This is a genomic window from Bacteroides ndongoniae, assembly GCF_900108345.1.
GTDB classification, from domain to species: domain Bacteria; phylum Bacteroidota; class Bacteroidia; order Bacteroidales; family Bacteroidaceae; genus Bacteroides; species Bacteroides ndongoniae.
This window is the reverse complement of record NZ_FNVV01000014.1, coordinates 527,283-547,942: the sequence shown is the minus strand read 5'-3', so window position 1 is coordinate 547,942 and position 20,660 is coordinate 527,283. Positions and strand designations below refer to the sequence as shown.

At 49.4% G+C, this 20,660-nt stretch carries 11 protein-coding genes; 9 read left to right on the top strand and 2 right to left on the bottom strand.

The window, feature by feature from the left end; all coding sequences use genetic code 11:
• Positions 1–7 precede the first annotated feature (7 nt).
• The 8 genes from BQ5591_RS13200 (at position 8) to BQ5591_RS13165 (ending at position 12,789) form a co-directional block, all read left to right on the top strand.
• Positions 8–2,512 carry an SLBB domain-containing protein gene (locus BQ5591_RS13200; RefSeq protein WP_071149707.1) on the top strand — a complete coding sequence of 835 codons (2,505 nt, stop codon included), beginning with the start codon at positions 8–10 and terminating at the stop codon, positions 2,510–2,512.
• A gap of 179 nt (positions 2,513–2,691) precedes the next feature.
• Entirely contained in the window at positions 2,692–3,522 is an 831-nt protein-coding gene (locus BQ5591_RS13195; RefSeq protein WP_071149706.1) for a YjbH domain-containing protein, read from the top strand.
• Positions 3,523–3,700: 178 nt separating this feature from the next.
• On the top strand, positions 3,701–6,028 hold the full coding sequence (locus BQ5591_RS13190; RefSeq protein WP_022163289.1) for a transglycosylase domain-containing protein: 2,328 nt from the start codon (positions 3,701–3,703) through the stop codon (positions 6,026–6,028).
• 95 nt (positions 6,029–6,123) lie between these two features.
• Entirely contained in the window at positions 6,124–6,492 is a 369-nt protein-coding gene (locus tag BQ5591_RS13185) for a 2-amino-4-hydroxy-6-hydroxymethyldihydropteridine diphosphokinase (protein WP_071150716.1), read from the top strand.
• A gap of 296 nt (positions 6,493–6,788) precedes the next feature.
• The gene (kdsB, locus tag BQ5591_RS13180) at positions 6,789–7,541 is read left to right on the top strand and encodes a 3-deoxy-manno-octulosonate cytidylyltransferase (protein WP_071149705.1); all 753 of its coding nucleotides are present in this window, start codon (positions 6,789–6,791) and stop codon (positions 7,539–7,541) included.
• Positions 7,535–8,824, top strand: coding sequence for a M16 family metallopeptidase (locus BQ5591_RS13175; protein WP_071149704.1), 1,290 nt, complete (start codon positions 7,535–7,537; stop codon positions 8,822–8,824). Before kdsB ends, BQ5591_RS13175 begins: the two co-directional genes overlap by 7 nt.
• Before the next feature lie 140 nt (positions 8,825–8,964).
• A complete protein-coding gene (locus BQ5591_RS13170) occupies positions 8,965–10,128 on the top strand; it encodes an MORN repeat-containing protein (RefSeq protein ID WP_071149703.1) in 1,164 nt (387 codons plus the stop codon).
• 129 nt (positions 10,129–10,257) lie between these two features.
• Positions 10,258–12,789, top strand: coding sequence for an alpha-L-arabinofuranosidase C-terminal domain-containing protein (locus BQ5591_RS13165; protein ID WP_071149702.1), 2,532 nt, complete (start codon positions 10,258–10,260; stop codon positions 12,787–12,789).
• 109 nt (positions 12,790–12,898) lie between these two features.
• Here BQ5591_RS13165 and BQ5591_RS13160 read toward each other — a convergent pair whose 3' ends face one another.
• Both BQ5591_RS13160 and BQ5591_RS13155 read right to left on the bottom strand, forming a co-directional pair.
• On the bottom strand, positions 12,899–14,818 hold the full coding sequence (locus BQ5591_RS13160) for a heparinase II/III domain-containing protein (RefSeq protein WP_071149701.1): 1,920 nt from the start codon (positions 14,816–14,818) through the stop codon (positions 12,899–12,901).
• Between the two features lie 198 nt (positions 14,819–15,016).
• A complete protein-coding gene (locus BQ5591_RS13155; protein ID WP_022161738.1) occupies positions 15,017–15,955 on the bottom strand; it encodes a ribose-phosphate pyrophosphokinase in 939 nt (312 codons plus the stop codon).
• 251 nt (positions 15,956–16,206) lie between these two features.
• On the opposite strand from BQ5591_RS13155, the gene BQ5591_RS13150 reads away from it, so the two are divergent.
• A complete protein-coding gene (locus tag BQ5591_RS13150) occupies positions 16,207–20,583 on the top strand; it encodes a DUF5113 domain-containing protein (RefSeq protein WP_083380979.1) in 4,377 nt (1,458 codons plus the stop codon).
• Positions 20,584–20,660: the final 77 nt, after the last annotated feature.

Here is a 20,660-nt window from a genome sequence, read left to right as displayed (position 1 = left end):
GAAACCAATGAGAAGAAAACGTTTTTTGATTATAGCGTTGTTCCTGGCAGTGTGTTCGCTGTCGGACGGTTATGCCCAGTCGCGTATGACAGACGAACAGGTGATGGAATACGTGAAAACCGGTGTGGAACAGGGAAAGGACCAACGGCTGATAGCTACGGAACTGGCGCGGCAGGGAGTGACCCGTGAACAGATAGAACGGGTGAAAGAATTGTACAGGCAGAATGCACAGGAAGGGAAGAATGGAAACGGTACGTTGACAGAAAAAAGCCGGCTGCGCAATAAGAATGCAGAGACAGACCAGAAAACGGCTGCGCAAAAAAAGGGAAAAGACAGGAGAACGAATGCGAACCTGCAGACAACGGACGAGGAATGGCCGATGATGGACGGGGAATGGAGAAACGAAGAACTGCCCATTGACGAGCTGATTGCCCTGCAGGACAGTCTGGAGAATCCGAAAAAGAAACAGGTGTTCGGACGGAACATCTTCAATACGCGTAACCTGACCTTCGAACCGAACGTGAACCTGGCAACGCCGCCTAACTATCGGTTGGGGCCGGGTGACGAGGTGATTATCGACATCTGGGGTGCCAGCCAGACGAATATACGCGAGACGATCTCGCCGGATGGTACGATCAACGTGCAGGAACTGGGCCCCATTTACCTGAGCGGGAAGACGGTGGAGGAAGCAAACCGATTCCTGAAAGCGGAGCTGGGAAAGGTGTTCTCGAACGAGAATAACCAGATCAGAATGACGCTGGGAAATACGCGGACCATTCAGATAAACATCATGGGCGAGGTGGTGCAGCCGGGAACATATGCGCTGTCGGCTTTCTCGACGGTGTTTCATGCACTGTATAGAGCCGGTGGTGTGAACGATATCGGTAGCCTGAGAGACGTGCAGCTGGTGAGAGACGGAAAGAAGATAGCGGATGTGGACATCTACGACTTCATCATGCAGGGACGCATCAAGGATGACATCAGCCTGCAGGAAGGGGATGTGATTATTGTGCCGGCGTACGAGATACTGGTGGAAATGGAAGGAAACGTGAAACGCCCGATGCTGTTCGAACTGAAGAAGGACGAAACAGTGGCGGCGTTGCTGAAATATGCCGGAGGATTCGGGTCGGACGCGTATAAGGGAAACCTGCGCATCGTGCGCCAGAACGGTATAGAATATGAGGTGAAGACGGTGGACGAAATGGACTACAGTGTGTGCAAGCTGAACGACGGAGACGTGGTGACGGTAGGAGCCATACTGAAACGCTATACGAACCGGGTAGAGGTGAGAGGTGCTGTGTACAGACCGGACTTCTACGAACTGAACGGCAAGCTGAACACCGTGAAGGCGTTGATAGAGGTGGCGAAGGGACTGACGGAGGATGCGTTTACGAACCGGGCAGTACTACAACGCAGACGGGACGATCTGACAAGTGAGATAATCCAGGTGGACGTGAAGGGAGTGATGAACGGAACGGTGCCGGACATTCCGCTACGAAAGAATGACATATTGTACATCCCCAGCATTCACGATCTGCAGGATATAGGCGACGTGACCATCAGTGGGGAAGTGACCAAGCCGGATACGTATCCGTATGCCGACAACATGACGCTGGAGGACCTGATTATCCAGGCAGGCGGACTGAAGGAAGCGGCTTCGACGGTACGGGTGGACGTGTCGAGACGCATCAAGGACGCCAAGAGCGTGAACAGTACGGACAGCATCGGACAGATGTTCAGCTTCGCCCTGAAAGACGGATTCGTAATTGACGGACAACCGGGATTCGTGCTGCAGCCGTATGATCAGGTGTATGTGCGCCGCAGTCCGGGATATCAGATACAGCAGAATGTGACGATACAGGGAGAAGTGATATTCGGAGGCCAGTATGCCATGACTTCGAAAGCGGAACGGCTGAGCGAACTGGTGAAAAAGGCCGGAGGTGTGACGAAATCGGCTTACGTGAGAGGGGCCAAACTGACCCGTGTGGCCAACGACGAAGAGAAGAAAAGAATGGAGGACGTGATTAAACTGATGGGACGGGAACTGGGTGAAAGTACGTTAGACTCGCTGGGTATTAAGGTGGACAGTGTATTCACGGTAGGTATCGATCTGGAGAAGGCGCTGGCCAATCCGGGTGGGGATGCAGACCTGGTGTTGCGCGAAGGAGACGTGCTGAACATTCCGGAATATGTGAACACGGTGAAGATAAACGGGGCGGTGATGATGCCCAACACGGTTTCGTATAAAAGCGGAGAGGATGTGGGCTACTATCTGAGCCAGGCAGGTGGCTACAGCCAGCATGCCAAGAAGAGCAAGAAGTTCATTATCTACATGAACGGACAGGTGGCGAAGGTGAAAGGAAGCGGAAAGAAACAGATAGAACCGGGCTGTGAGATTGTGGTGCCCAACAAGAAGCAGAACAGGGCTAACTTTGGTAATATACTGGGTTATGCCACTTCGTTCTCGTCGATAGCGACGATGGCGGCTACGATTGTCAGCCTGTTTAAATAGAATTGGTTATAACGAATGAAAAACGCGGGTAAGCGCGGATTTTCGCACATGGTAGTAATATTGGCTATAAAAGATGTGTGGGAATCTGCGTTCATTCGCGTTTTGCGTCTGTAATCGCTTTCCATTTTTGAATCAGCGATATGATGGAACAGCTAGTCAACTAAAAGTGAAATAAACAGATGTCAGGAAAGAAAGTACATATATTGAAAAGGAAAAAAGGAATAGCAGTCGTATGGATATGCCTGCTGTTGGGAGCCTTGCCGTGCAAGGCACAGATGACGTATGGCGTGACCGGGCTGCTGCACATGCCCAGTGCGGATATGCAGCGGGATGGTACTTTAATGATAGGAGGTAATTTCCTGGATAAGCATAATTTGCCCAGCCAATGGTGGTGGGGACATGATACTTTCAACTATTTTCTGAATGTGACTTTTTTGGACAGACTGGAACTGGCCTATGTTTGTACCTTAGTGAAAGGTAAACCGGATAATGGCTTTTGGCCAGAAGTTACATGGGGAAAATTTGTGAATCAGGATCGGCACTTTGCGGCACGCTTCCAGATCTTTAAGGAAGGGGAATGGTGGAAACACATGCCGGCCGTAGTACTAGGAGTTAGTGATCCGACAACGGGAGGTTCTTTCGAATATACAAGTCTGGCTGTAGAAGGGGCAGGTAACGGCTTTTTTAATCGCATGTACCTCGCCATGACCAAGCACTTCGATGTCCGTGTAGGAGAGCTGGGTGTTCATGCTGCCTGGCTGTACAACAGGCGGACGGACTATCCGCTGAACGGACCTGCCGTAGGAGTGAACTTTAAACCGGCATTTCATAAGGAACTGAACCTGATAGCCGAGTATGACTCGAAAACGGTGAATGTGGGATTCACGTACTCGATGTGGAGCGACCACTTCAACCTGCTGTTCGAACTGCAGGACGGGAAGTACGTATCGGCGGGACTGGTGTACAAGGTGAACCTGATAGGGGGGAACCGGTGGAAACACTGGAGATAGATTTTATTTTCTCCATATTATTGCGTAACTTTGTACCATTGAGTTGGTGAGTTTGTGAGTTGGTGAGTTTTTGAGTTTTTAAGTTGAAGTAATACAGTGATTTAAAAATCCTCAAACTCACAAACTAAAAAACTAAAGGACTAAATATTGGTGTTTATTGGAAAGATTGTAATCCGTCATGATAAGGAAAATCGTAAAAATTCTCTGGATATTGCTGGCATTGGGCATAATGGCTTGTGCCGCTGTGTTTTTCGCCATTGCCAAGGGCTGGATAGGATATATGCCTCCGGTGGAAGACTTGGAAAATCCGAACTATAAATTTGCCACCGAAGTGCTGTCGGAGGACGGGGTGGTATTGGGTACTTACTCGTACAGCAAGGAGAACCGTGTGTACGTGGGGTATCAGGACTTGTCGCCACACATCATCAACGCGCTGATTGCGACCGAGGACGTGCGCTTTGCCGAACACTCGGGAATTGATGCCAAAGCGCTGTTTCGCGCGATATTGAAGCGTGGTGTGCTGATGCAGAAGAATGCGGGTGGCGGAAGTACGATTACGCAACAGCTGTCGAAACAGCTTTATTCGCCCAGCGCGGACAACGTGATGGAGCGTCTGTTCCAGAAACCGATAGAGTGGGTGATCGCTGTGAAACTGGAACGTTACTACACGAAAGAGGAAATCCTGACGATGTATCTGAACAAGTTTGACTTCCTGAACAATGCGGTGGGTGTGAAAACGGCTGCTTATACGTACTTCGGGTGTGAACCTAAAAACCTGAAAATAGAAGAGGCGGCTACGCTGGTGGGTATGTGCAAGAACCCGTCGCTGTATAACCCGGTGCGGTATAACGAACGGACACGCGGACGCCGGAATGTGGTACTGGACCAGATGCGCAAGGCGGGATACATCACGCAGGAAGAGTGTGACTCGCTGCAGGCATTGCCCCTGAAGCTGACGTATCACCGGGTGGACCATAACGAGGGATTGGCTACGTACTTCCGGGAATACCTGCGTGGTGTACTGAATGCCAAGAAGCCGGTGCGTTCGGAATATCGTGGCTGGCAGATGCAGAAGTATTACGAGGATTCGCTGGACTGGGAAAACAATCCGCTCTTCGGCTGGTGTGAGAAGAACCGGAAGAAAGACGGATCGAAATACAACCTCTATACGGACGGTCTGAAGATTTATACCACCATCGACTCGCGTATGCAGAAGTATGCGGAAGAGGCGGTGACGGAACATCTGAAAGAGTTGCAGTATTACTTCTTCAAGGAGAAGAAGGGACAGAAGACGGCTCCTTATACGCGGGAACTGACTCAGGAGCAAGTGAACTCTATTCTGGACAGAGCCATGAAGCAGTCGGACCGCTACCGGAAGATGAAAGAGGGGGGCGCGTCGGAAAAGGAAATCAGAAAGGCTTTTGATACGCCGGAGGAAATGACGGTGTTCACTTGGAACGGGGAAAGAGATACGGTGATGACGCCGATGGACTCGATACGTTATTACAAATTCTTCCTGAGAGCCGGATTCATGTCGATGGATCCGAGAAACGGACATGTGAAGGCGTATGTGGGCGGACCGAACCATCACTACTTCAAGTATGACATGGGCATGGTGGGACGCAGACAGATCGGATCGACCATGAAGCCTTATGTGTATGCGCTGGCTATGGAGAACGGATTCTCGCCCTGCGACCAGATGAGACACGTAGAGTTCCACGGATTTGATGAGAACGGAACACCGTGGTCGCCGAGAAATGCCAACAACAAACGATATGGCGAGATGGTGACCCTGAAATGGGGACTTGCCAACTCGGACAACTGGATTACCGCCAACCTGATGAGCAAGCTGAATCCGTACGAACTGAAGAGACTGGTGCACAGCTTCGGCGTACGCAACAGGGAAATTGTGCCTTCAATTGCACTTTGCCTGGGTCCGTGCGAAATCTCGGTGGGCGAGATGGTGAGCGCTTATACGGCGTTCCCGAACAGAGGTATCCGCGTGGCACCGCTCTTTGTGACCCGCATCGAGGATAATGAAGGCAACGTGCTGGCTACCTTTGCGCCGGAAATGCAGGAGGTGATCAGTGTGTCGAGCGCTTACAAGATGCTGGTGATGCTGCGTGCCGTGATCAATGAAGGTACGGGCGGACGGGTACGCCGCTTGGGTGTGAAAGCCGATATGGGTGGAAAAACGGGTACAACGAACAACAACTCGGACGGATGGTTCATGGGATTTACGCCGTCGCTGGTTTCGGGTTGCTGGGTAGGCGGTGAGGACCGTGACATCCACTTCGACCGCATGTTCTACGGACAGGGTGCTTCGATGGCATTGCCTATCTGGGCCAAATATATGGTGAAGGTGTATGCCGACAAGACGTTGGGATATGACGAAACGGAGACATTCCAACTGCCGGAAGGCTATGATCCCTGCAAGGATTCGGAGGCGACGGACAGCACTGTAACGGACGAACCGATACAGGGACTGGATGACTTGTTTAATTGATGAATCCGGTTTCGGAAGTTTTCGCGTTTTTCCGTGTAGTCCGTGCCTGAATGAAAAGGAATATGTCAGTTGCTTTTAAATGATACGTGACAGCCTTGGTTTATACGATTTGCATAGGGAGTAATGAGCAGCGAAGGGATAATCTGGCCTTGGCACGCAGGCGGCTGAAAGAACTGTTTCCGGACATCAGCTTTGCGGAAGAGGAGGAGACGAAACCGCTGTGCTGCAAGCGGACGGTGCCGTTTACCAATCAGGTGGCACGTTTCCGGTCGGACTGTCCGGCAGAGGAGGTGAATGCCTTGCTGAAGGCGATAGAGCGGGAGGCGGGACGGAAACCGGAAGACAAGGCTCGGGAGATCATCCGGCTGGATATAGACTTGCTGGCATGCGATACGACAGTCTTCAAACCGGAAGATATGCAAAGGGAATATGTGCGGAGAGGGCTGTCGCAACTGGAGCGTTGAGCGACGATACGAAATAAAATGGGAATGATGATAAATGGTTAATGATTAATGGTTAATGATTAATGGTAAATGGTTAATGGTTAGTGTTATTCTTCATTCTTCATTCTTCATTCTTCATTTTTCATTCTTCATTAAACTCCTTCCCACTTCATAGTTGACGAGTTGACAAGGTGTTTGTAGTGATCTGTTCCAAGCGGTATCTCATCAAGCAGGATGTTCCGGCCTTGTAGACTTGTTGACTGAAGCCTTGTCTACTGACAAGTAGAGTATTTGCGAGACTTAAATATATTTTGTTTATGAAGTTTTTAGGAATTATACCGGCGCGTTATGCGTCGACACGTTTTCCGGCCAAGCCATTGGCAATGCTGGGTGGAAAAACCGTTATACAGCGTGTTTACGAACAGGTAGCAGGTGTATTGGATGACGCCTGGGTGGCTACGGATGACGAACGGATTGAAGCTGCGGTAAAGGCTTTTGGCGGCAAGGTAGTGATGACTTCGGTCAACCATAAGAGTGGCACCGACCGCTGCTTCGAAGCCTATACCAAGATAGGCGGAGACTTTGACGTGGTAGTGAACATTCAGGGTGACGAACCGTTCATCCAGCCTTCGCAACTGGAAACGGTGAAAGCCTGTTTTGACGATCCGAAGACACAGATTGCTACATTGGTAAAGCCCTTTACGGTGGAAGACGGCTGGGAGGCACTGGAGAATGTCAATTCGCCGAAAGTGGTACTTGGAAAGAATATGAATGCGTTGTACTTCAGCCGTTCGATTATACCTTATCAGCGGAATGCGGAGAAGAAGGACTGGCTGAAGAATCATGTCTACTACAAACATATCGGCCTGTATGCCTACCGGGCAGAAGTGCTGAAAGAGATTACGGCTTTGCCGCAGTCGCTGCTGGAAGTGGCCGAGTCGCTGGAACAGCTCCGGTGGCTGGAAAACGGCTATACCATCAAGGCGGGTATTACGAATGTGGAAACAATAGGTATTGATACGCCACAGGATCTGGAAAGGGCGGAAGAGTTCTTGAAGAAACAATGCTGAACAGAAACGTACAACCTCCGATATGCCGTCCGGAACACTTGAACATTCAGGAACCGGTATGCAGAATAATGCCCAACGGCGTAGAACTGAATGTGCTGGATGCCGGTGACAACGAAGTGATACGCATTGACGTGATGGTGGCAGGAGGACTGTGGCGACAGACACAGCCTTTGCAGGCGCTGTTTACCAACAGGATGCTGCGTGAAGGAACGAAGCGGATGACAACGGCTGAAATAGCAGAAAAGCTGGATTACTATGGAGCATGGCTGGAGCTGTCGAATGGTATGGAGTATTCTTATGTAACCCTTTATTCGCTGAACAAATACCTGCCGCAAACTCTGGAGGTGATGGAGGCAATTGTCAAGGAACCTGCTTTTCCGGAAAAAGAACTGGGTATTGTGGTGGAAAACAACCTGCGGCAGTTTCTGGTGAATATGTCGAAAGTGGACTACCTGGCTCACCGCTCGCTGATGAAAGCAGTGCTGGGCACACGCGACGTGCTGGGACAGGTGGTGGAGGAAGAAGATTACCGCCATATTTCGCCGGAGGTGCTGCGTGCTTTCTATAACCGCTATTATCATTCGCGTAACTGTACGATATATTTGTCGGGCAAAGTGACGGATGAGTGTCTGGACAGAATAGAACAGGTTTTCGGCAGCGCACCTTTCGGAGAAGGATTTGTGGTGCCGGAGAAAAAGGTTTTTGCACCGGAAAGTTGTGAGGGGAAACGCTTTTTCACGGAACGGACAGACGCTTTGCAGAGTGCCGTGCGGATGGGAATGCTTACGTTGGAACACAAACATCCGGACTTCTTGAAGACCAGGGTGCTGGTGACGCTGTTGGGCGGATATTTCGGAAGCAGGCTGATGTCGAATATCCGGGAGGAAAAGGGATATACATACAACATTTCGGCATACACTGTGCCGTATCCGGGATGTGGCATGCTGGTGATCAGTGCCGAAACTGCCAATGAGACGGTAGAACCTCTGATACAGGAAGTATATCACGAGATTGACCGGCTGCAGAACGAGCTGGTGGCAGAAGAAGAGCTGACGATGGTGAAGAACTATATGCTGGGAGAAATGTGCCGCAGTTACGAATCGGCATTCTCGCTGGCCGATGCATGGATATATGCCCGGGTGGCAGGTATGGAGAACGATTATTACAGCCGGATGCTGGAGGAGACAAAGGAGGTGACACCGGCAGAAATTCGCGAACTGGCCCGGAAATACTTGTGCAAAGAGAATTTAAAAGAAGTGGTTGTGGGCAAAAAAAAATCATAAAACCGAAAGACACTGCCCTGCTTTGAAAGATAAATTGTATCTTTGTCCGAGATAGAAGCGCGCCTGCAGGTTGCGTAAGCAGGCAAATGACGCACGGCATACTGAGCCGGCCATAATATAAACTAATATAGAATTTGTCAATGAAATATTTATATACAGCATTGTTCCTGCTATGTCTGTCGCAAGGAACGGTATGGGCACAGGAAAAAGAAAGTTTCTTCGATAAGATAAAAAATACCTTCTCCTCGGAAATCAGAATCGGTACTTATACGTTTAAGGACGGATCGGTATATACGGGCGAAATGAAAGGCCGTAAACCGAACGGAAAGGGAAAGACCGTGTTCAAGAACGGGGATGTCTATGAAGGGGAATATGTAAAAGGGAAACGGGAAGGATATGGTGTCTATGTATTTCCGGACGGAGAAAAGTATGAAGGACAATGGTATCAGGATCAGCAGCACGGAAAGGGAATCTACTATTTTATGAACAATAACCGTTACGACGGTATGTGGTACCAGGATTACCAGCACGGAAAGGGTACGATGTATTACTATACCGGCGATGTGTACGAAGGTGACTGGGTGAACGACAAACGGGAAGGCCAGGGAACATATACCTGGAAGAACGGCTCGAAATACACCGGTTCGTGGAAGAATGACAAGAAAGACGGTGAAGGCACTTTCGTGTGGAACGACGGTAGCAAATACGAAGGACAGTGGAAAAACGATGTCCGTCAGGGAACGGGAACATTCGAATATACCAACGGAGACAAATACGTAGGTGACTGGTCGGAAGACATGCAGGACGGAAAAGGTATTTACTTCTTCCATACCGGTGACAGATACGAAGGTACCTATGTAGAAGGTGAACGTACGGGATCGGGCATTTACTATTATGCCAACGGTAACAAGTATGTGGGTAACTTTAAAAACGGTATGCAGGACGGACAGGGAACATTTACCTGGGCCAACGGAGCCGTGTACGAAGGGGAATGGAAAAACAACGAACGAAACGGACGCGGTACATACAAGTGGAACGTGGGTGACTCGTACGAGGGCGAATGGAAAAACAATAAATTCGACGGACAGGGAACGCTGATTCAGACCGACGGAACGGTGTATAAAGGCGGTTTCGTGAACGGACTGGAGGAAGGAAGCGGAGTACAGACAGACAAGAACGGTGTACGCTTTGAAGGCTTCTTCAAACAGGGAAAAAAGCACGGTCCCTTTGTAGAAACGGACAAGGACGGAAAGATAATCCGGAAAGGTACTTACTCAATGGGAAGACTGGAGGCTCAGAAATAAAGGAGCCTCCTATGAAAAACACGTTGCCGCAAATGCCGATTTGCGGACATGCGGCGACATCTACTGAACAGATATTGAAAACACACATCTATTATTTATATCTATCACAAACAACTTAAATTATTTATCATGAAAAAGCAATTTCTGTATGCTGCAGTTCTGGCCCTTGGCATTTCATCGTGCCAGTCGCCTGATCCGCAAATGGTGCTTGAAGTAGACATGAACACCCGGGGAGCGGATGTGCCGGCTTCCATGTACGGTATCTTTTTTGAAGAGATCAACCATGCCGGAGACGGTGGACTCTATGGCGAAATGCTGATGAACCGCAGTTTTGAAGAACGGGTTATTCCAGAAGGTTACAAGGTAGAAAACAATGAACTGGTGGCACCGATCCTGATCCATCATTCGAACGGACAGACTACGTCCGGACGGTACCGGTGGGGAAGCGATCCTTATCCGGGATGGGAATTGAGTGTGGCCGAAGCCGCCCGTGCCGAAATGGGGCTGACGACAGAGCAGCCGAACTTTGCTGCTGCTCCCAATTCGATGAAGGTGAACGTTTCGGAGAAAGGAAACGGAGTGGCCCTGATAAACAAAGGATACTGGGGACTGGCTTTGCAGAAAGACGCAACTTACCGGTTGCGCATGTTCATGCGCAGCAACAGCGATGCGAAAGAGATGACTGTACGTCTGCTGGGACCAGCCGACAAAGAGCTGGGTAAGGCTGTACTGACACTGAAGAACGACAACAAATGGCAGGAATACAAAGCCGAAATACAGGCTATGGACACAACTACTGCCGGCTGGTTGGCCATCGAACTGCCGGAGAATGGCGTGTACTACTTTGACTATGTCTCACTTTTCCCGAAAGACACCTATAAAGGTCGGGAGAACGGCATGCGTAAGGATGTGGCAGAAGTGATAGAAGGGCTGAAGCCTGCCTTTATACGCTGGCCGGGCGGCTGCATCGTAGAAGGCATCACGCTGAACAATCGCGTGCAGTGGAAAAAGACGTTGGGTGATCCGGCAGCACGTCCGGGTGAGTATGATACATGGGGGTATCATAACAGCTATGGTTTCGGTTACAAGGAATTCTTGGATTTCTGTGAGGATGTAGGAGCCAAAGGCATGTATGTGTGCAATGTCGGACTGGCCTGTCAATACCGTTCGGGAGAAGCCTGCTCGGACAAGGAGGCTGAGGGCTATCTGCAGGATGCATTGGATGCCATTGAGTATGCGATAGGTGGTACGGACACCGAATGGGGAGCCCTGCGTGCCAAGGAAGGGCATCCGGAACCATATCCGCTGGCTTATGTAGAAATAGGAAATGAGAACTGGGGAAGCCTGTACGACAGCCGTTTCAACATGTTCTACGATGCCATAAAGGCCAAATATCCGGAGCTGACACTGATTTCGAATCACGGACTGGGAGGTCTGGGCCAGGCTCGTAAGACCGATATGATCGATCCGCACTGGTATGTGGCTCCTGACTTTTTCTTCAACAACACGCATATCTTCGACAATCATGAGCGTGGCAAATACAAGGTATATGTGGGAGAATATGCCTGCAACCAGGGTGTAGGTGGCGGTAACATGCTGGCAGCACTGAGCGAAGCTGCCTTTATCACGGGCATGGAACGGAACAGCGACCTGGTGACCATGGCTTCGTATGCTCCGTTGTTCGAGAACAAGAACGACCGCTGCTGGGCTACCAATCTGATCTGGATAAGCAACAGTCAGGTAGTGGGACGTTCGTCGTACTATGTACAGAAGATGTTTGCCGATAACAAACCTACATACAATCTGCCGACCAAGTCGGAACTGTTGTGGGAAGTGACCGAACCGATGATCCGTGAAAAAGGATATGTAGGTTTTGGTAGCTGGAGCACGCAGGTACAGTTCCGTAATCTTTCTGTGACTGACAGTACCGGTGTGAAGACCGAAGCTGATATGAACGACGCTTCTCAATGGACAGTAGTAAGCGGAGAATGGAAAGCTGAACAGGGTGTATATGCACAGAGCAGCAATGAAACACGCACGGCCCTGTTCTGGAACAAGGCAAAGGCCGGAGCCGGTGATGTGATAGAGTTTGAAGTAAACAAACTGTCGGGCGATGAAGGATTCTTTGCTTACTTCGGCATGAAAGAACCGAATCTGAAAGACGGCTATATGCTGAACGCCGGCGGATGGGGCAATACTTCGACTGCTATCGAAACTGTGAAGAACAATGGTAGCAGTGTACTGTCGGACAAGGTGAACGATAAGGTGGAAAATGATAAGTGGTATCAGGTGAAGATTGTGCTGAAGGAAATGGGGGCCGACTACTATGTAGACGGTAAACTGATGCTGGCACATGTCAACAAGCCGGTGAACCGCAAGTTCCACGTAGCCGGATACGACGAACAGGCCGGTGAGGTGATTGTAAAGGTAGTCAATGCTTCGGAAACTCCTTGCGTAACCCGCATCGATCTGAAAGGCGGTGAGGTAGCTTCGAAAGGACGTGTCATCACATTGAGCAGTACTTCGCTTGAAGAGGAAAACAGCTTTGAAGAACCGTTGAAGATCTCGCCGGTTGAGACAGAGTATAACGGCTTCTCGTCATCGTTTGTATACGAGTTCAAGCCTAATTCATTCACAATACTCCGGATGAAGAAAAAATAAACATGTGCTGTAGGCGCTATACAGAATAATAAAGAGGGTGTGCAATTAAGGAAATGAATTCTTTATTTTGCACACCCTTTTTTTATCTGTATCGGAGATGATAGTTGGCTTACATTCTTTCAAGGTAGACTTGTGTTTTTCCCTGAAGTGCCGGATGGGTAATTGTCGTCAGTCTGATGCGGTATAACTGTTCTACATTCCAGTTGTTGAGGAGTTGTTTGTCCGTCAGAGGAATGGTTTCGATGGATGGTTGCAGAAGGCCGCTGTCATACTTCATCTTCAGTATAAAATCTTTGTCTTTCAGTAACAGATAGCCATCTTTGATTTCCGGTGTACACACCGTCATAAAATTCAGAATCTGTTCTCCGTTCCGGTTGTTCAGTTTCCACTGGTCGGCAATGGTAAACCGGTGTCCGCGCTTCAGGGTATATGAACGGATCCATTGGGCGACTCCGGTTTCTTCCGGATAAGCGGCTGCAATGTCGGCACTGAATGAAACGGTTTTGCCACGATCCGTAAACCGGACGTTACGGGCATGATATTTCTTCCCGGCATGCTGGTCTGTGCCGTTGATAGTTGGAAGGTTGTGATAGCCGGACTGCATGGTCCAGATGGTATAGCGTTCGCTGCTGAAAGTTTTTTTAGTGTATACGCCTACTCCTACATCGATCAGAACAGGTTTTCCGTTATAGTACAGCATGAAGCTGCCGACATCGTTGTGATTGTGAGAAACACCGTTGTTGCTGCCATGGGCTGCAAAGCAGAATCCTTCGTCGGAACGGTGCGAATCACGGGCTACGGCAAGCTGTCCGTTTTCGAAATAGAAGGAGGTTTCCTCAATGGAAGCACTGTCTCCTTCCAGTATTTCCCGGGCATCCAGTACGTCGTCGAGCAGACGGGCAAACAAACTGCCGGTATGCAATTTGTCTTTCCATCCGTTGCGGCGGGCAAAGTCGGAAGCAAAGCCCATCAGTTGGCGGTCACCTATCTTTTTACCATACAGATAGACAGCACCCGGACTGACGAAACACTTGGCGGCTGCATCCGAGAAATTCACAAAATACTGGTTGTGGATGTTGGCCCGGCGGATGTAGCGTCCTATGTTCTTGATTTTTTCGTTAGAGAAGATATTGACGTGCCCGTCCGTAGCCCGGTCTAGCAGGTCGAGAAATTTAATCAGATTGGCACCGGCATGTCCGAAATACGAAGGTCCTTCTTCGCAAGTGCCATCCGGATGCTGGACATCGATATAGCGGTCGACAGAACGCATCAGCTGATAAACGTAGGTTGCCTTTTGGGCTGTATCTTTCTCCAGCAGCAGGACTGCCTGCAACACATTATAATTGATCCAAATGTTCCAGTTGTTTACTTCCTGAGGGGTAAATCCCATCCACCAATAATCTGTACGCGCAAAATAAGGGTCAATCAATCGCTGGTAAACAGTATTCCTGATTCGTTTGGCAATCAGTGGGCTGACTTTATCCAGTTCGTCGTGGAAGAAGTAATAAATCCATGACATCTGTGCACCAATATCCGCCACAACCAGTTCGACGGTCGGCTCGTCCGGATCGGGAAGTCCGGACTGGTCCTTTTGAAAATAAGCATGGGCAGAGTGTACCCAGGAAACTTCGCACAGGAACCAGGTTCCATTGATGATGGCATCCATGAACCGCCCTTTTCCTTCCACCAGTTCTGCCAGTACTAGTGTATTGAGCGTCGTCTGATTCTTGCGTCCTGTCAGTATCTCGCCACGGCGTTTGTATGCCAGATAGTCGGTTGCCAAATCTGGCTTCCACTCATACGCCAGTGCTTTTTCGCCGGCTTTTATGATATTTTCCCGTATTTCAGCAGGTATTCGGGTGGTCCATGCCGAACGGTCGGTGTAGGCAGGATAGGTGACCCACTTTTCTGTAGGCTGTAACACTTCCTGAAGTTGTTGGGGAGTAATGCTATTCTCCAGCAACCGATCTTGTGCGGTGATGGAGCAAAGAAAGCATAAACATCCGATGAATAAGATGATTCGTTTCATAATATCAGTCAGTTTAAAACGTTATTTGGAATTACAGTTCTGTATGGTCTTGTCTGAGGTTGTAGGCTGGTACGAGGCAGAAAACAGAAAGCCGGAGAATCCGTCCTAAGCATCGGCTAGGAGATTCCTCGACTTTCGATAGATCTATTTCAAACGGAGGCAAAGGTTCTGACTCCGCTTACCTTTGTTGTTTTATCCTTAAATAAGGTATTGCGAACTGATAGATTCGTTGTTTACCACGCGTTTGATGGTTTCGGCAAACATATCGGCAATGCTCAGTTGCTTAACCTTGGCGCATTTCTTGGAATAAGGAATACTGTCGGTAAATACCATTTCGGTCAGACCGGATTCCTGAATGCGGAAAGAAGCAGGATCGGACATGACACAGTGACTGGCGATGGCACGTACAGACTTGGCACCTGCATCCAGCATGATGTTGGCAGCTTTGGTGATAGTTCCGGCTGTGTCTACGATATCGTCGATCAGAACCACATTCTTGTCCTTTACGTCACCGATAATCTGCATAGATGCTACTACATTGGCTTTTTCACGTGTTTTGTTGCACAGTACCAGAGGCACACCCAGGTATTTGGAGAAAGTGCTGGCACGTTTGGAACCACCCACGTCGGGAGTGGCAATAACCAGATTTTCCAATTTCAGCGACTCGATGTAAGGGAGGAACACAGCCGAAGCATAAAGGTGATCCACCGGAATGTCGAAGAAACCTTGTATCTGGTCGGCATGGAGGTCCATTGTGATCAGACGGTCGATACCTGCAACCGAAAGCAGATCGGCTACTAACTTGGCGCCGATAGATACACGGGGCTTATCCTTTCTGTCCTGACGTGCCCAGCCGAAGTAAGGGATAACGGCTACAATGCTTTTGGCCGACGCACGTTTGGCTGCGTCAATCATCAGCAGGAGTTCCATCAGGTTGTCGGAATTGGGGAAGGTTGACTGAACCAGAAATACGTGTGAACCACGGATCGATTCTTCATAGGAAACGGCAAACTCGCCATCGGCAAAATGGGTGATGTTCATGTTTCCAAGAGGACAACCAAGGCTTGCGCAGATTTTCTCTGCCAGGTATCTGGAGTTTGTTCCAGAGAATACCATAAAGGGTGCTTTTTCGCTCATTTCTATAATAATAGATTTACCTATTTGTTAATTTACCTGCAAAGGTATGAAATTCTCCCTACATAACCCAAGAGTTATTGTATAAAATCTGCTCAAAGTATAAAGAAAACTCTGGGCTGTATCGGCAACTGTTGTTTTTCCAGTTTTCAAGAAGCTGTAAATTAGTTACTGTGGGCATCAGATAAGGAAAATATTTCATAAATTCTTCATTCATCATTCTTCATTCTTCATTTAATTTGTAGATTTGCTTTATGAAACTTATTTCTGCCATAAGGCTTGTTGCGTTGCTTTGCGCCAGTGTAGCAGTGGGGGCGTGTGTCGGTACTGCGCCCAGCAAGGAACTCAGACTGATTGATTCGCTCAACCAGCAGGCTTATGCTTTCCGCTATAAAAACATCGATTCTTCGTGTCATGCAGCCATGCAGGCTTATAAGTCGGTCAATCTGTATCGTGCCGGCGAAGCCGAAGCCTGCAATAATCTGGGTTTTTGTGCCTTTATGAGGATGGATTTTGAAGAAGCCGAAAGATACTTCCGGAAAGTCTACAGCCTGACCAAAAACGAACTGGAGCTGCTGATTGCCGACATCGGATTTATGAAGATCTACCAGCGTACGGCTCTTAACAAGGAGTTTTACGATTATCGCAACAGTGCGTTGCGGCGTATGAGGCGCATTGGCGAAGACAACAATCTGTTTGTCGACCGCCACGAACGGGCCAGACTGGAATATGCCCGTTCCGAATTCTATATTGTGTCGGCCGTCTATTACTACTACTTGCAACAGCGTTCCGAAGCGCTGGACAATATCGGACAGTTGAAGGAGGCAGAATTGGCTTCCGATACCAGCCAACTGCTCTATTACTATTATATAAAAGGTGCAGCCTCGCTGTGCGAAGCCGATACCCTCGACTCACAGCGATTGCTGGAGTTTGATGCTCTGTATAAAACGTGGCGGATCGCTTCGCGGAAAGGTTATGTCTATTTTGAAGGCAACGGCATACAGGGACTGGTCAACCTGATGGCTTCTCCCACCGATTACGAGCTTTTCAAGTTACGTCGGGGGCATGCCTTGAAGCAGTTCGGATATCCGGTAGACAGCTTGCTGCCTTTACGGCTCGGACAGTTGGCCTTGCAGAAGTTCCGCCAGTATAACGACTTGTATCAGATTGCAGGTGCTTATGTATCCATCGGGAAATACCTGAATGCGCATGGCCGTTATACCGAGGCGTTGGATACTCTGAAATTGGCGTTGGAGTGTGTCAACCGGCATCATCGTTTGTTCTACAACTGTCACGACAGTCTGGACTGGATGAAAGCGGCCGATTATCGTGACAATACCTATGCCGAACATGCCTGGATGGAACAAAAGTTACGGACTGTGCCCGAATGGATTTCGCGGATACGGGAACAGCTGAGTGTATCGTATTCAGGACTGGGCATGAAAGAGTATTCCGACTACAACCGGAACATTTATCTGGATATTCTGGAAAATACCCGTCAGGACAAAGAATTGGAAAGCCGTTATCAGGCGTTGGCAACGGAATCGCGTCAGCTCAATCTGATACTGGTAAGTGTCATTCTGGGCTTGGTCGGAGTAGTGATATTCTTCTGGTTCTTCAACAGTAATTCGAAAAGGAGGAACAAACAGCACCTGTATCGGCTGCGACAGATGCTGGACATCTGCCAGAAAATAACGGCAGCCATTCCGGCCGATGCGCAAACCGAACAGGAAATTATCGATGCCATCCTGAATGCCGTACGTCCGCAAATGGAAAGCTTGTTCGGTGTGACGGAAATCGACATTGAGAACGGACAGTTTGTGTTGTCCGGCCGGGTGGGGAAAGACGAACAGGCCATGCTTCGGGTCATTAACCCGTATGTGCAATGGGCGTTGGATAACGGTATGACGACCATTTCGTTGGGCGACGAATGCCGCAGGCTGGAGAAGCAGCGCTACATTTACGAGCAACACATTGCAGGCAACAAGCGGCAGAATCTGGTGAAGAAAGCCTGCCTTGCCATTGTCAACGGTATTCATCCTTATATCGACCGCATCATCAACGAAGTGCACAAGATTGTCCGCAACGGATCGGAGATGGACCGCCGTGTCAGAAGAGAAAAATACGAATACCTGGACGAACTGGTTACCGCCATCAACGAGTACAATGATATTCTGGCTCTGTGGATCAAGATGCGTCAGGGAACGTTGAGCCTGAACATCGAGAACTTTGCACTGGACGACTTGTTCCAACTGATACGCAAAGGAACCCGCGCTTTCGAAATGAAACAGCTGACGCTGGAAGTAGAGCCTACTACCACCTGGGTAAAGGCCGACAAGGCACTGACCCTCTTCATGATCAATACGCTGGCCGAGAATGCCCGCAAATATACACCTGCAGGAGGCTTCGTCAGGGTGTATGCCCGTCAGGAAGCGGACTATGTGGAAATCTCGGTAGAAGACAACGGGTGCGGATTATCGTCAGAAGACGTGGCTCACATCGTCGGAGAGAAAGTATACGATTCGAAGAACATCGGCATGGACCTGGCCACCGATCGCGAAGCATTGCAGAAAAACAAAGGAAGCGGTTTCGGTTTGATGAACTGCCGGGGCATTATCGAAAAATATAAAAAGACAAACGAACTTTTCCGTGTCTGCCTGTTTTCGGTAGACAGTACGCCGGGAAAGGGCAGCCGCTTCTACTTCCGCCTGCCGGTAGGCGTACGCAAGGTGCTGGTAATGCTGGCAGTGCTGTTGGGAGGTACCTTTGGACTTTCGTCCTGCGGAAAAGGAGCAGAGATGCAAACGTCAGAATCTCCTGTCTCGGATTCGCTGGAACAGGTGGCTCTGTACGACTACGAGTTGTTGCTCGACTCCGCTTCCAACTATGCCGATGCGGCTTATTACTGCAACGTAGACGGCCAATACGAATGGGCTTTGCAGTACATTGACTCGGCAATGCTGTGTCTGAACAAGCATTACCGGATGTATGCGCCCGATGCAAGACGTACCATGACGCTGGAGGGCAGTGGAGAACCGGCCGAACTGGACTGGTGGAACGAGTTGTTCAATTCGGACTATCATGTGATTCTTGACATCCGCAATGAAGCGGCCGTGGCGTTTCTGGCTCTGAAGCAATGGGATGCTTATCGCTACAACAACGACGCCTATACCATCCTGTACAAGCTGTTGGGCGAGGACCAGTCGCTGGAAGACTATTGCCGGCAGCTGGAACGTTCGACCAACAATAAAATGGTAGGAATCTGGCTGGCCGTCATGCTGGTTATCGCTTTGCTGGCCGGATATTATGTGCTATATTTCCGCAAACGTCTGGTCAACCGTTGGAATCTGGAGCAGGTTCTCGAAATCAATCAGGCTGTTTTTGCCGCTTCCAACAGCGATGCGGTACGTAAGAATCCCGACAGGCTGGACGAAGTCCCCCGTCAGATAGTGAACGAAGCCTTTGATGCCATCAACGAGTTGCTGTGTATCGACCGTCTCAGCATGGCTGTCTACGACGAGTCTTCACATCAGTTGGAGTATGTCTCCTGTCCGGGCGATGTGTATATGGCAGATGCAGCCGAAAGTCAGGACAAAGACGCCGTGATGGCGGCCCAGCAGCGCAGAACCGCTTTGATGCGTAGCTGTTACGAAGAGAAAAGTTACCAGTCGCAATCCGGCATTCAGGTTTTCCCCTTGACCATCGAGACTGCTGGAAGCAACCGTTGTATTGGTGTCCTGTGCATTGAGCGGAGCGAAGGTAGCGAACAAAGTGCCGACCGTTTGCTGCTGGAGCTTATAACCCGCTACGTAGCCATCGTCGTTTTCAATGCTGTTGTGAAACTGGCTGTAAAATACCGGGACATCGAACTGGCACAGGACGAAGCGCGGCGTGCCTCGTGGGAAGACAGTATGCTGCATGTACAGAATATGGTGTTGGACAATTGTCTTTCTACCATCAAGCACGAAACAATTTACTACCCCAGCAAAATCAAGCAGCTGATAGGTAAACTCCGCACCGGAGAGCTGTCGGCAAAGGAAGAAGAAGAGACCGTGACAGCCATTGCCGAACTGATAGATTATTACAAAGGCATCTTCAGCATCCTCAGCCAGTGTGCGTCGCGTCAGCTGGAAGAGGTTACTTTCCGGCGTTCGGCCGTAAAGGTTGCCGACTTGATGACTGCTGCGGAGAAATACTTCCGCAAAGCACGCAAGAACCGGAATCCGGATATCACTTTCCACATCCGACCTTTCGACGGCTGTGTGTTGGGCGATGTTAATCAGTTGCAGTTCTTGCTCGAAAACCTGATAGACGAAGCACTGTCCGATCCTCAGTCGGGCGAGATACGATTGGAAGCGGCCGAAGACGGTCGTTTCATACGTTTCTTCTTTGTAGATACCCGACGCGACAGAACTCAAGAAGAACTGAACAGACTGTTCTATCCCAGTCTGGAGCGTATGTCGGCTGTGGAGCAGGGCAGACTGAAAGGAACAGAATATCTGATATGCAAGCAGATTATCCGCGATCACGACGAGTTTGCCGGGCTGCGTGGATGTCGCATCAATGCGCAGGTGAATACCGAAGAAAGAGGCTTCACGGTATACTTCACCATTCCGAGGGCAGGACAATAAGTGAGGCTAAAAATTCTCTTAAGAACTCTGCTGTACTCGAAATGAAAAAGTCCTTAAGCCTTTCTTCAGATTGGATT

Coding starts and splice junctions, on each gene's coding strand:
- BQ5591_RS13190 (WP_022163289.1), top strand. CDS start 3,701: ATGATAAGGAAAATCGTAAAAATTCTCTGGATATTGCTGGCATTGGGC.
- BQ5591_RS13170 (WP_071149703.1), top strand. CDS start 8,965: ATGAAATATTTATATACAGCATTGTTCCTGCTATGTCTGTCGCAAGGA.
- kdsB (WP_071149705.1), top strand. CDS start 6,789: ATGAAGTTTTTAGGAATTATACCGGCGCGTTATGCGTCGACACGTTTT.
- BQ5591_RS13155 (WP_022161738.1), bottom strand. CDS start 15,955: ATGAGCGAAAAAGCACCCTTTATGGTATTCTCTGGAACAAACTCCAGA.
- BQ5591_RS13200 (WP_071149707.1), top strand. CDS start 8: ATGAGAAGAAAACGTTTTTTGATTATAGCGTTGTTCCTGGCAGTGTGT.
- BQ5591_RS13195 (WP_071149706.1), top strand. CDS start 2,692: ATGTCAGGAAAGAAAGTACATATATTGAAAAGGAAAAAAGGAATAGCA.
- BQ5591_RS13165 (WP_071149702.1), top strand. CDS start 10,258: ATGAAAAAGCAATTTCTGTATGCTGCAGTTCTGGCCCTTGGCATTTCA.
- BQ5591_RS13160 (WP_071149701.1), bottom strand. CDS start 14,818: ATGAAACGAATCATCTTATTCATCGGATGTTTATGCTTTCTTTGCTCC.
- BQ5591_RS13150 (WP_083380979.1), top strand. CDS start 16,207: ATGAAACTTATTTCTGCCATAAGGCTTGTTGCGTTGCTTTGCGCCAGT.
- BQ5591_RS13175 (WP_071149704.1), top strand. CDS start 7,535: ATGCTGAACAGAAACGTACAACCTCCGATATGCCGTCCGGAACACTTG.